A 20,643-nucleotide genomic window follows, 5' to 3' on the forward strand; every position below is an offset into this window, starting at 1 on the left:
GTGTTATAAAAGGTAGGCACGCCCTAATCAATAAAACCCCCACCCAAATGACTCTATTGTTATCTCATCGCCTGCCAAATAGCCTTCGCTGTCTTTGTCTGCCACGATAAGGCAGTTGGCAAGTGATAACTGCTTGATACGGTGCGAGTCTTGCACGCCCACCGCTTGCACCACAAATCCACCAAGCTCATCTTGATGATAAATGCCACGCATAAATTCTTTACGTCCTGCCCTTTTTTTGATGTCGTGGCTTAGGGTCGCCTTTAAGGTTAATCGCTTGGGCAAGTCATCATCACGCACCCCAGACAGTCGCCACAAGGCGGGAATGATAAACTGCAAACAGCCCACTACGCAGGACAAAGGATTACCGGGTAGCCCAAAATACAGCACCGTTTTGGGGCTATCGGCATTGTCATAAAGCTCGCCAAAGACAAAGGGTTTACCCGGCTTCATGGCGACTTTGTAATGGGTGATTTTGCCCAGTTTGTCAATGGCATGGGTCAAAAAGTCATAATCGCCCACCGACACCCCTGCACTTGACACCACCACATCGCATTCATGCACCGCTTGCTCTATGGCGTGGCAAGTCTTAGCTAAGTCGTCAGGGATAATGCCGTAATCTTTGATGATGATGGGCAAATCTTTTAAAAGTGCTTTTAGGGTGGGCGTGTTTGAGTTATAAATATTGGCAAGGTTTGGCAGGCTCTCGCCCACAGTTACAAGCTCATCGCCTGTCGCCAAAATCCCCACCACAAGCGGACGATACACCACCACATCCGCCACGCCAAGATTGGCAAGCAGACTGATGTCGGCAGGGTTTAGGCGTTTGCCCACACTCAGCACGCACTCGCCTGTGGCGACTTCTTCGCCTTGGTGCCTGATGTTGTTGCCTGCGTATGAGTCTTTGGCAAGGGTGATGGTGTAAGTGGTGGATTTATCAATGCTGTGTTTGATGTCGTCCCAATCGGTGTTCTCTTGCATGACCACATTGTCGCACCCATCTGGCACGACCGCCCCTGTAAAGATTCGCACCGCTTGCCCCACGTCCACCATGCCTTGATAAGGCTTGCCTGCACACGACTCGCCAATGACAACAAACGGGCTACCACTCGCCAAATCCGACCCTGCCCCCAAGGCAAAACCGTCCATGGCGGACAAGTGTTGGCGGGGAATGTCAAAACCTGCCGTGATGTCCTGTGCCAGCACATGACCGATGGCGGATAATAGGGGCAAAGCTAGCGTGTCCTTGTGAGCCTTGGCGTGCGTGCTTGCCGTGGCGTTGATGGCGTGTTGTAAGTCTTCTACACTAATCATAATCCCCCCTTAGCCCCGATAAATATTCTCTTGATTGACACTAATGTCAATGCCCACGATGTCGGCATTTTGTTTTAGGGTGTACAAATAATCAATCAACGCATGATGAAATGCCTGCTGAGACAGTCTATTTCTAATCATGGGCAACGCTTCATCAAAGCTCAACGCCTTGCCGTCCATACGCTCCATGACGTCCACAATATGCACCCCATAACGGCTCTCAATGGGGCTTGGGGCAAGCCCTTTGGGTAGGGCGAAGACCGCCTTTTCAAATTCGGGTACGGTTGCTCCCTTTTGTAGAATACCAAGCTCGCCCCCGTCTGTCTTGGACGGACAAGCAGAATATTGCATGGCTTGGGCGATGAACTCGCCTGTTGGGTTGGGGCTATTTGTGATAGTGTCAATCAGCTCATAGGCACGTTTTTTTAGCTCAATGCGTTCTTCGCCTTCTTCGGGCGGACAGGCGAGCAAAATGTGGCGGACTTTCATGACGGGCGGTGCGGTAAACTCGCCCTGATTGGCGGTGTAATACTGCTCACAAATGCTGTCGGTTGGCGTGTTGGGGCGGACGTTTTTGGCGATGAGTTTTGAGATGGCGTTTTCGTCATCGACTTGCCATTCGTCTTTTAATTCATTATCCGCCATGACCGCTTGGCGTAATAGCTCACGAATGACCAACGCTTGGGCAGACAAAAACAACGCCTCATCTTGGCTGTCGGCAGGATGATACTGCACTTCTTCGCCAATGGCTTGCTCGCTGATAAGCACGCCATTGACCGTGATGGTTGGCACGCTTTGGCGAGATGAAGCGATAAGATTGCTGTGATTAGCATTCTCTTCGCTGATGGCTCGCTGTATGAGTTCGGCATCCGATGACAGGCGTTTTAGGTCGTCTGATGTGGGCATGACTCGAATGCCGTCATCATAAAACTCAGGCTCGTGGCTGTGGTCGTGATTTCCGCCACAACCGCACGAACCGTCTGACTGCTTGGTGTGGCTTTGGCTTGGCTCGCTGATGTGTAATAGCTCGGGGCTGGTCTGGGTGGGGCTTGAAGTGGGGGCGGGGTTATTTGGGGCTTTGGGGTTGTAGGCTTGGACAGTCATAAGACACCTTTGGGATGTTGGTTTTGGTGTATTATTCATGATATTTGTCAAGGATAAAATACTCCTTTTGGTTTAGCTTGGTTGGCATAGCACCACCAAACTTGGTTTACTAGGGCGTGCCTACCATTGATAACATTTTTATAAAATAAGATGAAAATTTGACAATATCAATCAATTTTTGCATGAAAAATGGCTATCCGACCACTTGATTTAAAAAATTAAGTTAAAATCTTAAAATTTACCTGGTTAAGCGGTCGGATAAAAACTTGTCTGATAGAAAACTCACAGCCTTTGTTTTTCCTTAAAAAACGGGCAATTTTTCTCATTTTTCATTGCAAATACCAATACTCAACACGCCCTAACCAATAATCAATAATTTACCATTTTAAGTTGAGAATGAAGTAAAAAATATTATTTTTTGGAACAAATCCACCAAAACAAAAAAGCACAACTTACGCCATGCTTTTTTGTTTACCCTTTATAATGCCGTGCCGTCATCAGTTTTATGATAATTACGGTTAAAATAAGTCAATGCCTTATCGCTGTCGCCTTGACGAATGGCGATAATCTCACAGATAAATACCCCATGCGTGCCAACTACTTTAACTTCGCTAATCTTGCAATCAAAGCTAATCAAGGCATCAGTTAGCATTGGCGAACCTGTGGTAAGTGTCTCCCAAGTGCCATGAGTGAAACGCTCGTCAGAATTTAGCCGTGATGCGAACGTGTTAGACAAGTGCGACTGCTCGGCAGTCAAGGTATTGACCATAAGCACGCCATTTTTGACAAAATTGTCATAAAAACCGATATTTGTATTCATACACACAAGCAAAGTTGGGGGCGTGTCGGTAACGCTACATACTGCCGATGCCGTAAAGCCATGTCGCCCTGCCACACCGTCTGTCGTTACCACATGAACAGCGGTGGTGAGTTTTGCCATTGCGTCTTTAAAATCTGTGATTGATACCATGTTATTTTCTTAAAATTATTTTTGTGTAACGCCATTTTTATTTTTAAATCATTCAAATTATAGTCAAACAACATTTGAAATTGATATACAAATTACCCATAATCCGTAGGGGCGAATTGCAATTCGCCCTTGTCAAGCGTATCAAATTTTGGGTTTTGACTATAAATTAAAAATCATACGGGCGAATGTGATTCGCCCCTACGCATAAAAATGGCATAATGGTTGGGATTTTTAAAACCCCAACATTTTTTACCAATTATTTACCTGCCAACTCATTACGGATAATCTTCGCCCCTTCGCTAAGAGCGTGCAACTTACCACGAGCAACCGTGCGAGACAGTGGAGCCATACCGCAGTTGGTGCTTGGGTAGAGCTTATCCGCATCCACAAATTGCAAGGCTTTACGCAAAGTATCCGCCACTTGTTCAGGCGTTTCAATCTCATTGGTCGCCACGTCAATCGCCCCAACCATGACCGTTTTGCCACGAATCAGTTCAATCAAATCCATTGGCACACGAGAATTTTGGCATTCTAGCGAGATGATGTCAATTTTGGATTGTTGCAGTTTTGGGAAACTCTCTTCGTATTGTCGCCATTCATTGCCCAAAGTTTGTTTCCAATCGGTGTTCGCCTTAATGCCGTAGCCGTAGCAGATATGTACTGCCGTTTGGCATTTTAGCCCGGAGATGGCACGCTCCAAGGTCGCCACGCCCCAATCGTTTAGCTCATCAAAAAACACATTAAACGCAGGCTCATCAAACTGAATAATATCCACGCCTACCGCTTCCAGCTCTTTTGCTTCTTCGTTTAGGATTTTGGCAAATTCCCACGCCAGCTTCTCACGGCTCTTATAATGCCCGTCATACAAGGTATCAATCATCGTCATCGGACCAGGCAGAGCCCATTTGATGAGCTTGTCGGTATGCTGACGCAAAAATTTGGCATCGTCCACAAACACCGATTTTGGGCGAGACACATCGCCTACCACGCTAGGCACGGAAGCATCATAGCGGTTACGAATGCGGACAGTTTCACGCTTGTTAAAATCCACACCGTCCAAATGCTCAATAAACGTGGTTACAAAGTGCTGACGGGTCTGCTCACCGTCGCTGACAATGTCAATGCCTGCTCTGGTCTGCTCGGCAAGCGATACCAAAAGTGCGTCTTGCTTGGCTTGTAATAACTCATCGCCTTCAAATTTCCATTCTGACCACAGTTTTTCAGGTTCGGCAAGCCAAGACGGTTTTGGCAAACTGCCTGCGGTGGAAGTGGGAAGTAAAATTTTGCTCATTGTGTTTTCCTAAATTAAAAAATGATTTCTATTTAAAAAGATGTGGTATAGAAAACCGTTCGTGGTGAGCTTGTCGAACCATGAAAAGGTTTTCTTTCACCCGCAGGCATGGCTCAGGGCGAACGGAAAACCATTTATCACCAAACTCCATTATACCAAAAAATTCAAATCAGCCGACCAAAATTTATCGGCTGATTGAAATTCATCTCTTATTTTTCAGCAAGCCAAGCGTCCAAAATCTCTTTGTAGGGCTTGATAAACTGCTCTTCGGCAAGTTTGCCTTGTTTTACCGCCAAATCGTTACGCTCCACACGGTCATAATCCACTTTTGGCACGGCATAATCTTCATAAGTTAGACTGCCTTTGTACACTTGCCCTGCAACCGAGTTGGCACTATAAATCTCTGGGCGGTAGATACGCTGGAACGCTTCCATGGTCGCAATGGTGCTAATCAGCTCTAAGTTGGTGTAATCGTTCAACAAATCGGCATTTTCATCGAAATAAAACGCATACGGAGCAACCGATTTTGGTGGCATAAAGTAACGCACTTTTAAGCCCATTTTGGCAAAATATTCATCAGTCAATGAATAGTCGTTTTGCACATATTCCACGCCCAAAATCGGGTGCGTGTTGGTGGTTCTGTGATAGGTGCGAGTGGTCGCAACGCTTAGGCACAGGACAGGCGGTTTTTTGGATTGAGCTTTGTACTCTTCGGACGCAACCATGAATTTGAACAATTTGCCATGCAAATCGCCATAACCTTCTGGTACAGTAAATTCAGGCTTGTCTTTGTTGTACTCACGAAGTAGCACGCTAAAATCATAATCACGGACAAACGATGAAAAGCTGTTGCCGATGATACCGTCAATGGTTTTGCCTGTTTTGTGGTCAACCACAGACGTTTTTAGCCATTCCAATCCTGAGAAAAATTCGCCCTTGCCTGCCACGTCAATGTCAATAGACACAATGTCAATCAGCACCGAATAGCGGTCGTTTGTTGGGTTGTCCCAAGTCGCTAGGTCATTAAAGCGGTTGTTAATCATTCTAATGGCGTTTTGTAGGTTTTGTTTGCGGTTTTCGCCACGAGCTAGGTTAGCAAAGTTGGTGGTCAAACGGGTGCTACTGGCTGGCTCATAGTTTTCATCAAAACGCTGGGTATGCACTCGGCATTGAAATTGTACGGTCATTTTTTCACCTTGCGGGGTTGTTTTTGGAATGTGTGTAGGGCGTGTTGAACCTTTATAACACATTTTACATTTTAAAAAATTTTAGGTATGAACAATGTTTTTGCATGAAAAATGGCTAAATCTTGTTTTTCTGCGTCAAAAGCTCGTTTGATAGAGCGACTATCAAACTTCACTTTTTCCTTGAAAAACGTGCGATTTTTCTCATTTTTCATCGCAAATACAAAGATTCAACACGCCCTATTAAACCACATTTTTTTGATGAAAAAAACTGATATATTTTTAAAAAAAGTTGAAAAAAATTCAGGTTGGGGAAATGTTGTGGTTTTGGGTGTTTGTCTTTGGTGGATTTGTGGGGATAAATTGCAATTTGTCTGATGATAAGGTATGATTTTTGGGTGTTGTGTTTTTCCTACGCATTTATATTTAAAGTGGCGGGGGTTCAAGCACCACTATGCTTTTTCTTTTAAAAGGTGCATGGGATGCACTCTACGGAACTGATTTAACACACATTTTTACTTTATGCAAATATTTTTACAATTTTATGCACATTTTTTTGTAATTTTCATTGACCTTATGCACAAATAAAGGTAAGATATAACTATGGACAGGGTAGCGTAAGCGTAATTCCTAGTCGGCAAAAGCTCCAAAGAAATTTGGGGCTTTTGTTTTAGGGATAAATTCTCAACCCCAAATCTTCATACTCATGCCCTGTATGATTTGCTCCATGCTTGCAATAAAATTTATGTTTAATAACATCAAAGGCTCGGTTAGTCTGAGCAGGTCTTAATACATGATTACCAATGGGTCGTGCAATTAAATCCGCCAGTTGCATACCTGATGAGTTGGCGTATTTTGATGCCAAAATCAGTTGAAATGGATATAGTGAATTCTATTCAAAACACAACAAAGGTTTTTTCGTTCGTGGTGAGCTTGTCGAACCATGATAAGGAAAAACCGTTACCCTTCGACAAGCTCAGGGCGAACGGTTTTTTGTATGGTTTTGATATGAATTGAGTATAACATTTATCTTGGCAAACACGCTCAAATTCAGCTTTTAACAACTTATCTTCATTCAATCCACGTTGTTCAAATACCACAAAAGTTTGGGTATCCTGTTGTCTTTTTTCACCCAAAAAATCATACAAGCGTTCAAGCCCCATTGACATTGCCAAATGATAAGGGTTGTCCGCCATATCGGCTTTGGGTAGTTCATCTTTGCGGATAACACAAGCGATGACAACAAATTTATTATTTTTCATCAATTCGCTAATATCATTTAAAAATGCTTGGTGTATCTCATTGGGCTGATTAAACACCCCCTTACGTTTTAGAATATCTCGCTCATGTAAAATAATCATATCATGCCCAAAATAATTAAATTTTAGGTTTTGAATGTCTTTAACAGTATGGTTGTTATAGTATCTTTTATTAAAAATACAAAATGCCAAAACAAAAATAGGGTATTTTGAATTGATGTTATCCAAATTATGGTCGCCACTTTCATCTACATAAACAATATAATTACTAAAATTCATGTCATCTCTTAACGGTTTGCTATTCTGCCGGCATTATAAAAACAAAATACCAAAAATACTATCTTGTTTTTTCTAAAAAATAAGATAGTGGATTAATTCAAAAAACAATAACCCCACCCCAACAAAAAAGGCGGACATCAATCCGCCTTTTTTATCATTCGCCATCTTGGCTTGTTTCTATCATCTCGCCATGTTCGCTGTCACTGTCATCATCGCTTGGCTCTTCATGCTCCACGCATGCAAGTCCCACCAGCGTTTCGCTCTCGCCAATGCGAATGAGCTTAACCCCTTGGGCGTTACGTCCTGCGGTTGCGATTTGGGCGACAGGTGTGCGGACAAGCGTGCCTTTGTCGGAAATCAAAATCACGTCTTCATCGCCTGTTACTGCCACCGCCTTGACAAGCTGACCGTTACGCTCTGATGTCTTAATGGCAATCACGCCTTGACCGCCACGCCCTTTGGTCGGATAGTCATCAATCGGAGTACGTTTGCCATAGCCGTTTTCGCACGCTGTCAAAATCTCGCCTGCCTGTGGGGCAACCACGAGCGACACCACACGACTGACCGACACCACGCTGTCATTATCACTATCATCGGTATCGTCATCGGTCGGCTCGTCATCGTCTAAGCCAAGACTAGCTAAGAGATTGACACGAATACCACGCACGCCCTTGGCGGTACGTCCCATGGCACGAATGGCGGATTCTTTAAAGCGAATGGCTTTACCTTCGTTGGAGAACAGCATAATCTCTTGCTCGCCGTCCGTAATCGCCACACCAATCAAGGTATCACCGTCCACAAGGTCAATGGCTCTTAGTCCGTTGGCACGCAAATTGGCAAATTGCGACAACGCCACACGTTTAACCGTACCGCTTGCCGTGGCAAAAAACACAAATTTACCGTCATCGGCTAGACTCTCCACAGGCAAAATGGCGGTTACGCTCTCGCTTGGGTCAATGTTAATCAGATTGACAAGCGGTCTGCCCTTTGAGCCACGAGACGCAATCGGCACTTCAAAACCACGCAAGCCAAACACTCGCCCTGTGTTGGTAAAACACAAAATATGGGCGTGCGTACTGGTAACCAATAAATGCTCAATCACGTCATCTTCTTTCATGGCGGTCGCTGATTTGCCTTTTCCGCCACGTTTTTGGGCTTGGTAGTCGCTCACGGCTTGGGTTTTGGCATAGCCTGTATGCGACACGGTCATGACCACCGTCTGCTCTGGGATTAGGTCTTCACGGCTAAAATCGGCTCGTGCGTCCACGATGTCGGTTTTACGCTCATCGCCAAAATCATCACGGATTTGGATAAGCTCCGCCTTAATCACGCCCATAAGTTTGTCAAAATCCGCCAAAATCATCTGCAAACGTGCAATCTCGCCCAAAATCTCTTGGTATTCTTTGGACAATTTGTCCTGCTCCAATCCTGTCAAGCGGTGCAGTTGCATATCCAAAATGGCGTTCACTTGGTCGGGCGATAGGCGGTATTCTTTGTCGTCATTGATAAGCCCAAACGGTGCGTTTAAATCCTCGCCCTCGATGATGTCGGGGCGGATAGACGTTGCCCCTGCATTTTTTAGCATGGCAACCACATTGCCCGCCTGCCAGATATGCCCAAGCAAGTTTTCACGAGCCTCAGAGCGGTTGGCGGACTTTTTAATGGTCTCAATGATGTCATCAATATTGGCAAGGGCAATGGTTAAGCCCTCTAACAAATGCCCACGAGCTTTGGCTTTATTCAGCTCAAAAATGGTACGGCGTGTAACAACCTCTTGGCGATGACGGATAAAACTGGCGATTAGGTCGTGCAAGGTCATAAGGCGTGGCTGTCCGTTGTCAAGGGCAACCATGTTAATGCTAAAACTGGATTCTAAGGGCGTTTGCAGGAATAAATTATTTACCACGACTTCGGCATTTTCGCCACGTCTTAGGTCAATGGCAATCCGCATACCCTCTTTGTCGGACTCATCACGCACGCCTGTGATACCGTCCAATTTTTTGTCATTGACAAGTTGGGCGATTTGCTCAATGAGTTTGGCTTTATTGACTTGATAAGGAATCTCAGTAAAGACAATGCGTTCACGGTCTTTTGAGTTACCTTCCATGTTTTCAATGACATAACGCCCACGAATGTGCAGTCGCCCCTTACCTGTGCGATAAGCGTCCGAAATCCCGCTCCGCCCATAGATGATACCACCTGTGGGAAAATCGGGCCCGCTGATGTGGCTTGCCAGCTCATCGCCTGTAATCATGGGGTTATCGGCATAGGCAAGACAAGCGTTCACAACTTCGGTCAAGTTGTGCGGTGCCATGTTGGTCGCCATGCCGACTGCAATGCCCGTTGCCCCATTGACAAGCAGGTTTGGCACACGAGCAGGTAGCACAGACGGCATTTTTTCGGAGCCGTCATAGTTGTCCTCCCAGTCCACCGTGTCTTTGTCAAGGTCGGCAAGCATTTGGTGCGTGAGTTTTTGCATACGCACTTCGGTATAACGCATGGCGGCAGGTGGGTCGCCGTCCACCGAGCCGAAGTTGCCCTGTCCGTCCACCATCATATACCGCATAGAAAACGGCTGGGCAAGACGTACAATGGCATCATACACGGCAGTGTCGCCGTGGGGGTGATATTTACCGATAACATCGCCCACGACACGGGCGGATTTTTTGTAGGGTTTGTTATAATCGTTGGACAGCTCGTGCATGGCGTACATCACACGGCGGTGAACAGGCTTTAAGCCGTCTCGCACATCAGGCAAGGCACGAGAGACGATGACGCTCATCGCATAGTCAAGGTAGGACTGCTTTAATTCATCAACAATCCCAACGGGGGTTACGCTATCGGTCATAATTTTTCCAAGGAACACACATAAAGGCGACATTATAGCACAAAATGGCAAAAATGGCGAATTTTACGCCATAAAATACGAGCTTTTTATTTTAAAAAATTATTAAAAATCAATATGTTAAAACTTTACCGTTTGGCGGTTTTTTAGAATTTTTAAAAACCTAATAAGGCACTTGAATAAATCCCAAAAATTTGCTAATATATCGGCTTTATTGTGTTAGGCAACGTGTCTCCTTTATTTTATTGGGTAATTCGGTGGCTGCCTGAATTATCGCCTACACTAAGTTACTTTTATCCATTTTTACTTTTTGTAAGGAAAATTATCATGGCAAACTCAGCCCAAGCTCGTAAACGTGCACGCCAAAACGTCAAACGCCGTGCCCAAAACGCATCTCAACGTTCTATGGTTCGTACCTACATCAAACGTGTGGTATCTGCCATCGAATCTAAGTCTTATGACCTAGCAACCGAAGCCTACACCAAAGCCGTTCCTGTGATTGACCGCATGGCTGACAAAGGCATCATTCACAAAAACAAAGCTGCTCGCCATAAGAGCCGTCTAAACAAAGCTATCAAAGCCCTAAAAGCTTAATCGGCACTCATACCAGTTTTGGTAACAGACTTAAAAAGACCTTAATATTGATTAAGGTCTTTTTTATTTTAAAGTGGCAGATTTTGTGTTAAAATTTGTGCGTTTTTTCGCCTTTATTTTGCTTTTATCCTGCTCTTATTTAAAGGGTTTTATAAGAATTTGTAAGGACGCACCATGTCAGATACCCCACCCCAAGCCAACCACCCCACCCCAAGCCAATCCCCAACATCCACCCCACTTACCCATCAACTCAACCGTGAAGCCAAATGGGCGGTGTATCTTACGCTCCTGTACATGGCAGGTTGGGTGGTTTTTGCCTATTTTATGCCAACGGGGACGGGGGTTTTGGGCTTGCCGTTGTGGTTTGAGCTAAGCTGTGTGTTTTTGCCATTGATTTTTATTTTAATCAGCATGGCGGTGTTAAAGGCGGTTTATCAGGAAATGGATTTAGACGGTGAATTAAGCAACGAGTTAAATCACAATGACAAACAAGGGGAAAATTAATGAATCTAAATATCCAAATTTTAATCCCCCTTGTCCTGTATCTGTTTTTTGTGTTTGGGGTGGCGTGGTACGCTTATCAAAAACGCAAAACGGGCGGATTTTTAAATGAATACTATGTCGGCTCTCGCTCCATGGGCGGATTTGTGCTTGCCATGACGACAGTTGCGACTTATGTCTCGGCAAGCTCATTCATCGGAGGGCCGGGGGCGGCGTACAAATTTGGCTTGGGCTGGGTGCTGTTATCCATGATACAAGTGCCTGCAATTTGGCTCACGCTTGGTACACTCGGCAAAAAATTTGCCATGTTCGCCCGTCAAACAGGTAGCATTACCATTAACGACCTGCTATTTGCCCGTTATCAAAATAAAGTCGTGGTATGGCTTGCGTGCGTCTCGCTCCTGCTTGCGTTTTTTGGCATGATGGTGGTGCAGTTTATTGGGGCGGGTCGTCTGCTTGAAACGACATTGGGTCTGCCTTATGAGTGGTCAATTGGCGTGTTTGCCCTTGTGATTGGGCTTTATACCTTTATCGGTGGCTTTCGGGCGGTGGTTTTGACCGATACGGTGCAAGGGCTTGTCATGCTCATCGGCACGATGCTCCTACTTGGGGCAACGCTTGTCGCCACAGGGGGTATGGACAACGCCATGACAACCCTGCATGCCATTGACCCACGTCTACTGACCCCCACAGGCGTTGATGATAAGCTGTCGGCAACGTTTATGCTGTCGTTTTGGGTGCTGGTGTGCTTTGGCTTGATTGGTCTGCCCCATACGGCGGTGCGGGCGATGGCGTATAAGGACAGTCGCTCGCTACATCGGGGGATACTTGTCGGGACGGTGGTGATGACGGTGCTGGTCTTGGGTATGCACCTAGCAGGGGTGCTGGCTCGTGCGGTCGTGCCTGAGCTTGATGTGCCTGATAAAGTCATTCCCACGCTGATGATGACGGTGCTACCGCCCTTTGTGGCGGGGATATTTTTGGCAGCTCCCATGGCGGCGATTATGTCGTCCATTGACTCGATGCTGATACAGTCGTCAAGTACGCTCATTAAGGATTTGTATCTGTCTATCAAGCCTGACGCTATCCACAACGAAGCCAAAATCAAACGCTACTCCACCACGCTCACGCTTGGTTTTACTGTGATTTTGGCGGTCGTTGCCATGCTAAATCCGCCTGATATGCTGATTTGGCTAAACCTATTGTCCTTTGGTGGGTTGGAAGCGACTTTTTTATGGGTGCTGGTATTTGGATTATATTATAAAAAAGCCAATGCCACAGGGGCGATATGGTCAATGGTGGCAGGCTTAACAAGCTATGTCATCATCGCCTATTTTAAAATCGCCTTATGGGATTTGCACGCTGTCGTGCCTGCATTGGCGATTGGTTTGGTGGCGTTTTTGGTGGGGAATAAGGGTGGGGGAGATAAAAAAGGTGTGATGTTGGTTTAGGTTTGATTTAAATAAATGAAAGATTGACATCTTTTTAATAAAATCTTGAAAGTTAGATTGGTGTTGTAATCCTAATTGATTCAAATTAAAATTCTTGATCTTTATTTTTAGTCCGATGTGCGAACTTTTGACACACCCTATATCCCAAAAAATTGGTATGAAAAGCAAGGTCTATCCATGAAATCCATTTATTTTTTATTAGGGCGTGTTGAACTTTATTAGGGCGTGCCTGCCTTTGGTATTTGCAATGAAAAATACCTGTTAAAAAAGCAGGGGAACCGCCCGTTTTTCAAGAAAAAAACAAAGGCTGTGAGTTTTTTATCAGACAAGTTTTTATTATAAAAAACAATCCGACCACTTAACTGGGTAAATTTTAAGAGTTTCACTCAATTTTTAAATTTAAGTGGTTGGATAGCCATTTTTCATGCAAAAATTGATTGAAATTGTCAATTTTTCATCTTACACCTAACAAACTTAATATTTACCACAGGCTTTGTAGGGACTGGCTCCGCACATCCTTTGATAACATGCCAATTTTTATAGGCGTGCACAGCATGCCCCTACACCCAAACTTCTTTATGTTTGTGGTAATTTTAAAGTTTCTCGGGTGTATTTTATAAAAATGTTATCAATGGTAGGCACGCCCTAAATTATTTTCATAAAAAATAGGCAACTTTCCCCATTTTTAATGAAAAACACAAAAAAACAAACACACCCCAATAAAAAAATCGTCCAATATCCATTGAGCGATTTTTGTTTTATAAAACCATTAAACTCTAAACTGCGGTAGTAATGCAGGTACACCAGGGAACATACCCACCAAGCCCATGGCAATACATAGAATCACAAAACTTGCCACAGGGATAATCACACGCCCCATCAGACCCAGCTCAACACTGCGTTTTTTATCACCGATAAGACCTAGGTTATCCAACATCATGGTTAGCGACCAACCAAACACAGGGTTCACCAATGCTGATGAGAACACCACGATGGCGGCTGACTGAGTTGTCTTACCTGCACGAGTCATTTCCATACCTGCTTCTAGTAGCGGTACAAATACCGCCACAATAAGAGCTGTGGAGAGCACAGGTTGCCATACCGCCAAGTCCATGGGATAACCCCAAATGGCTGCGACGATACAAAATACTGCGGTCAAGACAGCACCAGCAGGAATCGGACGTTTGGCGATGGATGCAGGCACGATGTATGTACCCCATGATGATGTGAAGTTCGCCCCACCCAGTGCCGAGCCCACCATTTGACGGATAGAGCACGCAATGGTCGTGTCATCAATATTCATGTGTGTACGTTCAGAGTGCTTAGGATAGCTGATTTGCTGGAATACTTTGTGTCCCAAGAAATCTGGTGGCCACATGGCAACCGCCAACACCGCAAAAGGAAATACCACAATAAAGGCTTTGGCGTCGGGCAGACCTAGCGTCCAACCTGTATTCTCACCCCACCAGTAAGTGGGGCTAAGTGGCGGCAGCCCTGGCTCGGTCTTAAACTCAAAGGGAGCTCCCAAGATAAATGCCAAAAAGCCCGCCAACGCACAGCCGACAGGCACCGCAAGCCAACGTTTTTGCCAGTGTTCTAGCAAGGCATACATAACAATGGTTGATAAAATGATGATAAAGGCGATGTGTGGCAGACCAATTTTATCCGCCCAGGCTATCATGTTTTTGACCTGAGCCATCAGCCCTACAAAACCCAGATAGAGTAGTAGCCCGCCTGCCACCCCGTTACTGGTGAGCTTGGACATCAGGCTACCGCCTTTTAAGACCGCCATAATCAGTCCAAATACCCCGATGAGCACACCAAAAGCAAGTGGGTGCCCCCCTGCCGCCACCACAATAGGAATGAGCGGAATGAGCGGTCCGTGTGTGCCAGGTAAGTTGGACGTTGGTAGGAAAAATGCTGAGAAAATAAGTACAAAGATTGCAGCAATAATCATCTCATAGCGGACGTTTTGCAAGACAAAATCTTCGCCCAAACCAAGCGGTGCGGCAAAGGCAGCTGCCATCGCTCCCACCATGACGATTTTACCAATCATCCCCGCCATCGCAGGAATGGTATCTTCAAACTCAAAACGATAATCACGAAATGGCAAGTTCACGCCCCATCTTTTGGGTTTCATGATTTGCAATTCGTGTCTTAGATAAGCGTCACGAGACTCAAAGGCAGATGAAGGCTTATGAAGCTCTTCATAGCTTTTGGTTGTGTATTCTCGGATTTGCTCTTCGGTTAAATCAGATTGAACATCACTCACAAATACCTCCTATCACTGTGAGAAAAGTGCGTTTTAAAATCCTTGTTTTTTCATTTGTCTAAGTCTTGCATTCATCTGCATGCTCATACAATGCCAAAAAACACTTTTTAAAACACCAAGCAACCTTACCATCCCACCGATTCATTAATTATTTCTACAAATACCACAAACGTCATATAAGTTATTTTATAACAATAATTTAATAAATCAATCGTACTAGTAAGAGTGCGGTGCTGATTATAACTTTCTTTTTTGTGACTGTCATGTTTTATTTGTAAAAAATTATGAAATATTTGCTAAGTTGCTAATTTTTAATGATATTAAAACCCATTACACCTAGGGCGTACCTACCATTGATAACATTTTTATGAAATAAGATGAAAATTTTAATGCTTTAATCCATTTTTGCATGAAAAATGGCTAAATCTTGTTTTTCATTGCAAATACCAAAGGCGGGCACGCCCTAGTAACACAAACTCGTTTTGTGTAAATGGTAAAAATTTGTTAAAATAAATCCCTATCACAAAACAATCACATCAAAGACCATCACATGACCACACCGACCACTTACCCCTGCCCCCAATGTCAAAAACCGACCAGTTGGTCTGACAACCCGAACCGCCCGTTTTGTAGTGAACGCTGTAAACTCATTGATTTAGGAGCGTGGGCGGATGAATCATATCGTGTGGCAACCGATGATACGCCATTTAGCGATGAATTGTCCAAAGCGTGATTTACCCAAATTTTGAGAATTTTATCAAATTTTACACGCCATTCATTTGACAATTTTTGATTTTATTATTTAGAAAAATTTAAGGACTTTTTATGTCTTATCTTATGCCAACCTACGCCCGTCAGCCCATTTCTTTTGTGCGTGGGCAAGGCTCATATCTGTACACCGCAGACGGCACGGCGTATCTGGATGCTCTAACAGGTATCGCCGTGTGTGGGCTTGGTCATTGCCACCCTGCCATCAGCCATGCCATGAAAGAGCAAGCCGACACGCTCATTCACACCAGTAATTTATACCAAATTGACTGGCAAGAAAAAGCAGGCGAAATACTCTGTCAAAAGGCGGGCATGGACAAAGTATTTTTTGCCAACTCGGGAGCCGAAGCCAACGAATGTGCCTTAAAACTGGCTCGCCTATATGCCCACAACCAAAGCAAATCTCACCCCAAAGTCATCGTCATGGAACACGCCTTTCACGGTCGCACCCTACTCACCGTAACCGCCACCGCCAATCCTAAGGCTCGGACAGGCTTTTTTACCTTGGATGATGACTTTATCCGTGTACCATTTAATGATGTCTCTGCCGTAGAAGCCTTGATAGATGACAAAGACATTTGTGCAGTATTTGTAGAACCTATTCAGGGCGAAGGTGGACTACACACCCCAAGCGATGATTATTTAGAAAAACTACAAAATATCTGCCATACCAACGACTGGCTGTTTATGCTTGATGAAGTACAAACAGGTAACGGTCGCACGGGCAAATATTTTGCTTATCAATATAGCAATGTCAAGCCAGACGTACTGACCACCGCCAAAGGACTGGGCAACGGCTTTCCTGTGGGGGCGTGTATGGTGTCAGGGCGAGCCAAAGACCTGTTCGGAGCGGGTTCACACGGCTCTACGTTTGGCGGTACGCCCTTTGGCTGTCGGGTGGTCTGTGCCGTCTATGATGAGCTGACCGATGAAGTGATGAAAAATGCCATGCGTGAGAGCGATTTTATCCGCCAAAGCGTGCGTGAGCATTTCCCACAAATAGACGTGCGTGGGCGTGGCATGATGATAGGCTTTGGTTTGCCTGATGGCGTGGACTGTACGCACATTGTGGACATGGCTCGTGATGAGTTTTATCTGATTTTAAACGTTACAGGCGGTAATGTCATTCGTCTGCTACCTACCTTAAATATTAGTCATGATGATACGGTGATTTTGACCAATAGGCTGATTGGTTTGTTAGAAAAGACCTTGGAATAAGCTTGGGATAAACTTGGTGTAAAATTTGCCATATTCTAGCAACCATTGTTAAAAAAATGCCTAAAATTCATCCGATTTTGTAAAACTTGTTGAAGTTTATTTTGGTAAAATTATCCTACTTTACTTCATTCTCAACTTTTTATAAGTGATTGATTTATCAAGGGCGAATTGCAATTCGCCCCTACAACCCAACAATAATTATAGGGCAATCAATAAGTTATCATTTTAAGTTGAGATTGACATATACTTTATTTTATCAAAACAATTTTAGGAAAATCATGAACAACACTCACCGTCAAACAGGGGCAAGCATTTGGGTTATTCTGCCATGGCTGATTGCCCTAGCCTTAGCCACAGCTTTGGTGCTATTGGTCGCCAAGCACAACGCCACGCCCCTAACCACCCAAAGCCAAGCTCCCAAAGCCGAACAAATCGCCCCAAACACGCAATCAAGCGAGCAGGTATGGCAACCCACCCTTGCCACGCCCAAAGCCCACAACAACCCCGACACCGCCCCCACGGTAGATTCTTATCATGACGCGGTCACCCAAGCCAGCCTGTCCGTGGTCAATATCTACACCACCCAAAGAGTGCAAAACCCTTATATGGGCGACCCTGTGTTAGAGCAGTTTTTTGAATACTATGGGCAAGGGCAAGAGATTGACAGGGGGGCGAGCAGTCTGGGTTCGGGCGTGATTGTCTCCAAAGACGGCTATATCGTCACCAACGCCCACGTCATCGAACAAGCCGATGAGATTACCGTCGCCTTAAATGACGGGCGTAAGGCACGGGCGACCATCGTGGGGGCGGACGTGGAGAGTGATTTGGCGGTGATTAAGGTTGAGATGGACAACCTAGTTCCACTCGCTTTTCGCCGTGAACCCATTCGTGTGGGCGATGTTGCACTTGCCATTGGCAATCCCTTTGGCGTGGGTCAGACCGTCACCCAAGGTATCATCTCTGCCACAGGTCGCTCTGGACTGGGTCTGACCACCTTTGAAGACTTCATTCAGACCGACGCCGCCATCAATCCTGGTAACTCAGGCGGTGCCTTGGTGGACGCCAATGGGGCATTGGTTGGCATTAACACCGTCATCTACTCTCGCTCTGGCGGTTCGATGGGGATCGGCTTTGCCATTCCCACCACCATTGTTGAGCAGGTCATGAACGGGCTAATTAGCACTGGCAGGGTCAGCCGTGGCTGGCTTGGCGTGGAGATTGCCCCTGTCAGGGAGAACCCCACCAATCTCACCACTCACGAAGGCGTGGTCATCGCCAATGTCATGACAGATAGCCCAGCAGGCAAGGCAGGTCTACAGGCAGGCGATGTGGTGCTGTCACTTGATGGCAAAACCATTGACAACGCCAACACACTCATCGGTATCGTCTCTGCCAAGGCTCCCGACAGCACACTTGATGCTGTAGTCAAGCGTGGTGACGATGAGCATGAGCTTACCATCACCGTCGGCGAACGCCCCAGTCGTGGCAACAACCGCCAAAACAGCCAACAAGGCAGTCGCTCTCTAAGCTCCGAAGAGCGTGCTTATCTTAATGAGCTGTTTAATCAGTTAAACCGCATGCACGGACGTTGATGGCAAACCAAACCCAATCTTGGTATTAGGGCGTGCCCGCCTTTGATATTTGCCATGAAAAATGAGAAAAATCGCCCGTTTTTCAAGGAAAAAGTGAAGTTTGATGGTTATTCTATCAAACGAGCTTTTGACGATGAAAAACCAGATTTAGCCATTTTTCATGCAAAAATGAATTAAAGTGTTAAATTTCATCTTATTTTTAAAAATGTTATCAATGGTAGGCACGCCCTAGTTTTTTGTTGAATTTTTAAAATAAAGCCTTACTATTTATCCATCATTTACAAACCACGAGAACATCATGAGCGAACACATCGATGACGATAAAATCCTAGCCGTCCGCCGATTTTTATTAACCTTACAAGACAACATCTGTCAAGCCCTAGAAGCCCAAGAACACGCAGGTGGTGTTGATGGGGCAAGCTCTGCCAGATTCATCAGTGATGTCTGGGAACGCCCCGATGGCGGTGGCGGTCGCTCAAACGTACTCTCTGATGGCGTGGTCATCGAAAAGGCGGGCGTGATGTTTAGCCACATTCACATCCGCAACCTGCCCCCATCTGCCAGTGAACGCCACCCCCAACTGGCAGGAGCGACCGCACAGGCGATGGGCGTGTCTTTGGTCGTCCACCCCAAAAACCCCCACGTCCCAACCAGTCATGCCAACGTTCGCTTGTTTGTCGCCACGCCTGCCGATGGTGGTAAGCCGATTTGGTGGTTTGGGGGCGGATTTGATTTAACCCCCTTTTACCCTATAATGAATGATGTCGTACATTGGCACACCATCGCTCACAAGCTGTGCCAGCCTTTTGGCGATGATGTTTATCCGACTTTTAAAGCGTGGTGCGATGACTATTTTTACCTAAAACATCGTGGCGAATGCCGTGGCGTGGGTGGACTGTTTTATGACGACCTAAACACCACTACCCAAGGCTGGGATTTTGAAAAATGCTTTGCCTTTATGCAAGCAGTGGGACAAGGTTACATCGATGGCATCATTCCTATTTTTGAAAATAACAAACACCGACCCTACACCGCCGATGAACGTGCCTTTCAGCTGTATCGCCGTGGGCGGTACGTTGAGTACAACCTTGTCTATGACCGTGGCACGCTGTTTGGCTTGCAGTCCAATGGTCGCACCGAGTCTATTTTGGTGTCCATGCCCCCTTTGGCAAGCTGGGCATATCGCTACGAACCCGTGGCAGGCACGCCAGAGTTTGAACTGACCGACTTTTATTTAAAGCCCAGAGATTGGCTTGGTTTGATGGGTAAATCATAAACGCCCGCTTTGTTATCAAATGTAACTTTGTGTACTTTTATGCAATGACGTTTGAAATCATCAAAGGCTTGTGATATATTTATATTAGTTTGTATAAACTCATGAATAATAAAAAAGAATTGGTTTTTGCCAATTCTTTTTTGTCAAATACCAAGCCACCTTGATAGAAAGCCCCATGAAATCAGCAAAATTGAAATCTCTAAAATTGCAATCGGTAAAATCTTTTGGTCTCATCGCCCTAACCGCCCTTGCCCTGACTGCTTGTGGCGACAAAGCCCCTGCTGGTGCTAGCTCAGCAACATCACCCGATGTCAAAGCCCGCCAAGACCTAATGCAAGACTGGCGTGCTGCCAATGATATCTTAAAAGGCATGATGGAAAACCCTGCCAATTTTGATGCCGCCACCTTTAAAGAGCAAGCTGAATTCATCAGTGGTAGCACCGTCCAAATGTGGACGCACTTTAATGATGCCAATGCCAAAGGCGACTCTCAGGACGCTGTATGGTCAGATGCGGCAGGCTTTCAAACCAAAAAAGACGAGTTTGATGCTGCCACCCAAAACCTTGTGGCAGTCGCTGCCACTGCCCAAAGTGCTGATGATGTTCACACCGCCTTTGGAGCCATGGCAGAAAACTGTGGCAGTTGCCATAAGGTTTATAAAAAGTGATTGTTGATTGTTAATTGTTGATCAATAAACTTTTAAATAATTTTAAGGGTAAATTGAT

At 45.4% G+C, this 20,643-nt stretch carries 18 protein-coding genes; 9 read left to right on the top strand and 9 right to left on the bottom strand.

The genetic code is table 11. The features are described 5' to 3' along the window. Nucleotides 1–27: 27 nt before the first annotated feature. The 8 genes from glp to gyrA all read right to left on the bottom strand — a co-directional run bounded on the left by glp (nt 28) and on the right by gyrA (nt 10,249). Nucleotides 28–1,314 (bottom strand): gephyrin-like molybdotransferase Glp, encoded by a 1,287-nt coding sequence (gene glp / locus IM753_RS10605; protein ID WP_065255218.1) that lies wholly within the window; start codon nt 1,312–1,314, stop codon nt 28–30. A 9-nt stretch (nt 1,315–1,323) separates the two neighbouring features. Further along, nucleotides 1,324–2,418 (bottom strand): peptidylprolyl isomerase, encoded by a 1,095-nt coding sequence (locus IM753_RS10610; RefSeq protein WP_227514653.1) that lies wholly within the window; start codon nt 2,416–2,418, stop codon nt 1,324–1,326. Nucleotides 2,419–2,896: 478 nt separating this feature from the next. Continuing rightward, nucleotides 2,897–3,388, bottom strand: a complete 492-nt coding sequence (locus IM753_RS10615) for a flavin reductase (RefSeq protein WP_065255217.1) — start codon at nt 3,386–3,388, stop codon at nt 2,897–2,899. A 256-nt stretch (nt 3,389–3,644) separates the two neighbouring features. After that, the gene (locus IM753_RS10620) at nt 3,645–4,679 is read right to left on the bottom strand and encodes a methionine synthase (protein ID WP_062500560.1); all 1,035 of its coding nucleotides are present in this window, start codon (nt 4,677–4,679) and stop codon (nt 3,645–3,647) included. A gap of 209 nt (nt 4,680–4,888) precedes the next feature. Beyond that, on the bottom strand, nt 4,889–5,866 hold the full coding sequence (locus IM753_RS10625; RefSeq protein ID WP_062500562.1) for a DUF1852 domain-containing protein: 978 nt from the start codon (nt 5,864–5,866) through the stop codon (nt 4,889–4,891). 71 nt (nt 5,867–5,937) lie between these two features. Next, complete coding sequence (locus tag IM753_RS10630; RefSeq protein WP_194109261.1) at nt 5,938–6,078, bottom strand: hypothetical protein; 141 nt, start codon at nt 6,076–6,078, stop codon at nt 5,938–5,940. A 681-nt stretch (nt 6,079–6,759) separates the two neighbouring features. Next, nucleotides 6,760–7,401: a DUF3800 domain-containing protein gene (locus IM753_RS10640; protein ID WP_065254861.1), complete on the bottom strand. Its 642-nt coding sequence runs from the start codon at nt 7,399–7,401 to the stop codon at nt 6,760–6,762. A gap of 154 nt (nt 7,402–7,555) precedes the next feature. Beyond that, complete coding sequence (gene gyrA / locus IM753_RS10645; protein ID WP_065254862.1) at nt 7,556–10,249, bottom strand: DNA gyrase subunit A; 2,694 nt, start codon at nt 10,247–10,249, stop codon at nt 7,556–7,558. 324 nt (nt 10,250–10,573) lie between these two features. On the opposite strand from gyrA, the gene rpsT reads away from it, so the two are divergent. The 3 genes from rpsT to panF all read left to right on the top strand — a co-directional run bounded on the left by rpsT (nt 10,574) and on the right by panF (nt 12,792). Then, the gene (gene rpsT, locus IM753_RS10650; RefSeq protein WP_065254863.1) at nt 10,574–10,840 is read left to right on the top strand and encodes a 30S ribosomal protein S20; all 267 of its coding nucleotides are present in this window, start codon (nt 10,574–10,576) and stop codon (nt 10,838–10,840) included. Nucleotides 10,841–11,014: 174 nt separating this feature from the next. Next, the gene (locus IM753_RS10655) at nt 11,015–11,344 is read left to right on the top strand and encodes a YhdT family protein (protein WP_083108123.1); all 330 of its coding nucleotides are present in this window, start codon (nt 11,015–11,017) and stop codon (nt 11,342–11,344) included. Next, the gene (panF, locus tag IM753_RS10660; protein ID WP_194109262.1) at nt 11,344–12,792 is read left to right on the top strand and encodes a sodium/pantothenate symporter; all 1,449 of its coding nucleotides are present in this window, start codon (nt 11,344–11,346) and stop codon (nt 12,790–12,792) included. The genes IM753_RS10655 and panF overlap by 1 nt, the downstream gene beginning before the upstream one ends. A gap of 769 nt (nt 12,793–13,561) precedes the next feature. On the opposite strand, the gene IM753_RS10665 is transcribed toward panF, so the two are convergent. Then, the gene (locus IM753_RS10665; protein ID WP_227514636.1) at nt 13,562–15,064 is read right to left on the bottom strand and encodes a DUF3360 family protein; all 1,503 of its coding nucleotides are present in this window, start codon (nt 15,062–15,064) and stop codon (nt 13,562–13,564) included. A gap of 550 nt (nt 15,065–15,614) precedes the next feature. Between IM753_RS10665 and IM753_RS10670 the strand changes: the two genes are divergently transcribed. From IM753_RS10670 to IM753_RS10690, 6 genes are all read left to right on the top strand, one after another. Beyond that, nucleotides 15,615–15,797 (top strand): DNA gyrase inhibitor YacG, encoded by a 183-nt coding sequence (locus IM753_RS10670; protein ID WP_062501262.1) that lies wholly within the window; start codon nt 15,615–15,617, stop codon nt 15,795–15,797. A gap of 92 nt (nt 15,798–15,889) precedes the next feature. Beyond that, a complete protein-coding gene (locus IM753_RS10675) occupies nt 15,890–17,050 on the top strand; it encodes an aspartate aminotransferase family protein (RefSeq protein ID WP_065254865.1) in 1,161 nt (386 codons plus the stop codon). A 278-nt stretch (nt 17,051–17,328) separates the two neighbouring features. Next, on the top strand, nt 17,329–18,642 hold the full coding sequence (locus tag IM753_RS10680) for a S1C family serine protease (protein WP_065254866.1): 1,314 nt from the start codon (nt 17,329–17,331) through the stop codon (nt 18,640–18,642). Nucleotides 18,643–18,696: 54 nt separating this feature from the next. Further along, nucleotides 18,697–18,819, top strand: coding sequence for a hypothetical protein (locus IM753_RS13365; RefSeq protein ID WP_255518667.1), 123 nt, complete (start codon nt 18,697–18,699; stop codon nt 18,817–18,819). Between the two features lie 121 nt (nt 18,820–18,940). Beyond that, nucleotides 18,941–19,918, top strand: a complete 978-nt coding sequence (hemF, locus tag IM753_RS10685) for an oxygen-dependent coproporphyrinogen oxidase (RefSeq protein ID WP_065254867.1) — start codon at nt 18,941–18,943, stop codon at nt 19,916–19,918. Between the two features lie 175 nt (nt 19,919–20,093). Further along, complete coding sequence (locus tag IM753_RS10690) at nt 20,094–20,585, top strand: cytochrome c (RefSeq protein ID WP_065254868.1); 492 nt, start codon at nt 20,094–20,096, stop codon at nt 20,583–20,585. Nucleotides 20,586–20,643 lie beyond the last annotated feature (58 nt).

Source organism: Moraxella sp. K127 (assembly GCF_015223095.1).
In the GTDB taxonomy this organism is placed as follows: domain Bacteria; phylum Pseudomonadota; class Gammaproteobacteria; order Pseudomonadales; family Moraxellaceae; genus Moraxella.

Bases quoted from the DNA above. Each gene is read 5' to 3' on its own strand.
- IM753_RS10655 (WP_083108123.1), top strand. From the start codon at position 11,015: ATGTCAGATACCCCACCCCAAGCCAACCACCCCACCCCAAGCCAATCC.
- IM753_RS10640 (WP_065254861.1), bottom strand. From the start codon at position 7,401: ATGAATTTTAGTAATTATATTGTTTATGTAGATGAAAGTGGCGACCAT.
- IM753_RS10620 (WP_062500560.1), bottom strand. From the start codon at position 4,679: ATGAGCAAAATTTTACTTCCCACTTCCACCGCAGGCAGTTTGCCAAAA.
- IM753_RS10670 (WP_062501262.1), top strand. From the start codon at position 15,615: ATGACCACACCGACCACTTACCCCTGCCCCCAATGTCAAAAACCGACC.
- hemF (WP_065254867.1), top strand. From the start codon at position 18,941: ATGAGCGAACACATCGATGACGATAAAATCCTAGCCGTCCGCCGATTT.
- glp (WP_065255218.1), bottom strand. From the start codon at position 1,314: ATGATTAGTGTAGAAGACTTACAACACGCCATCAACGCCACGGCAAGC.
- IM753_RS10625 (WP_062500562.1), bottom strand. From the start codon at position 5,866: ATGACCGTACAATTTCAATGCCGAGTGCATACCCAGCGTTTTGATGAA.
- IM753_RS10675 (WP_065254865.1), top strand. From the start codon at position 15,890: ATGTCTTATCTTATGCCAACCTACGCCCGTCAGCCCATTTCTTTTGTG.
- IM753_RS10690 (WP_065254868.1), top strand. From the start codon at position 20,094: ATGAAATCAGCAAAATTGAAATCTCTAAAATTGCAATCGGTAAAATCT.
- rpsT (WP_065254863.1), top strand. From the start codon at position 10,574: ATGGCAAACTCAGCCCAAGCTCGTAAACGTGCACGCCAAAACGTCAAA.
- panF (WP_194109262.1), top strand. From the start codon at position 11,344: ATGAATCTAAATATCCAAATTTTAATCCCCCTTGTCCTGTATCTGTTT.
- IM753_RS13365 (WP_255518667.1), top strand. From the start codon at position 18,697: ATGAAAAATGAGAAAAATCGCCCGTTTTTCAAGGAAAAAGTGAAGTTT.
- IM753_RS10610 (WP_227514653.1), bottom strand. From the start codon at position 2,418: ATGACTGTCCAAGCCTACAACCCCAAAGCCCCAAATAACCCCGCCCCC.
- IM753_RS10680 (WP_065254866.1), top strand. From the start codon at position 17,329: ATGAACAACACTCACCGTCAAACAGGGGCAAGCATTTGGGTTATTCTG.
- IM753_RS10630 (WP_194109261.1), bottom strand. From the start codon at position 6,078: ATGAAAAATGAGAAAAATCGCACGTTTTTCAAGGAAAAAGTGAAGTTT.
- gyrA (WP_065254862.1), bottom strand. From the start codon at position 10,249: ATGACCGATAGCGTAACCCCCGTTGGGATTGTTGATGAATTAAAGCAG.
- IM753_RS10615 (WP_065255217.1), bottom strand. From the start codon at position 3,388: ATGGTATCAATCACAGATTTTAAAGACGCAATGGCAAAACTCACCACC.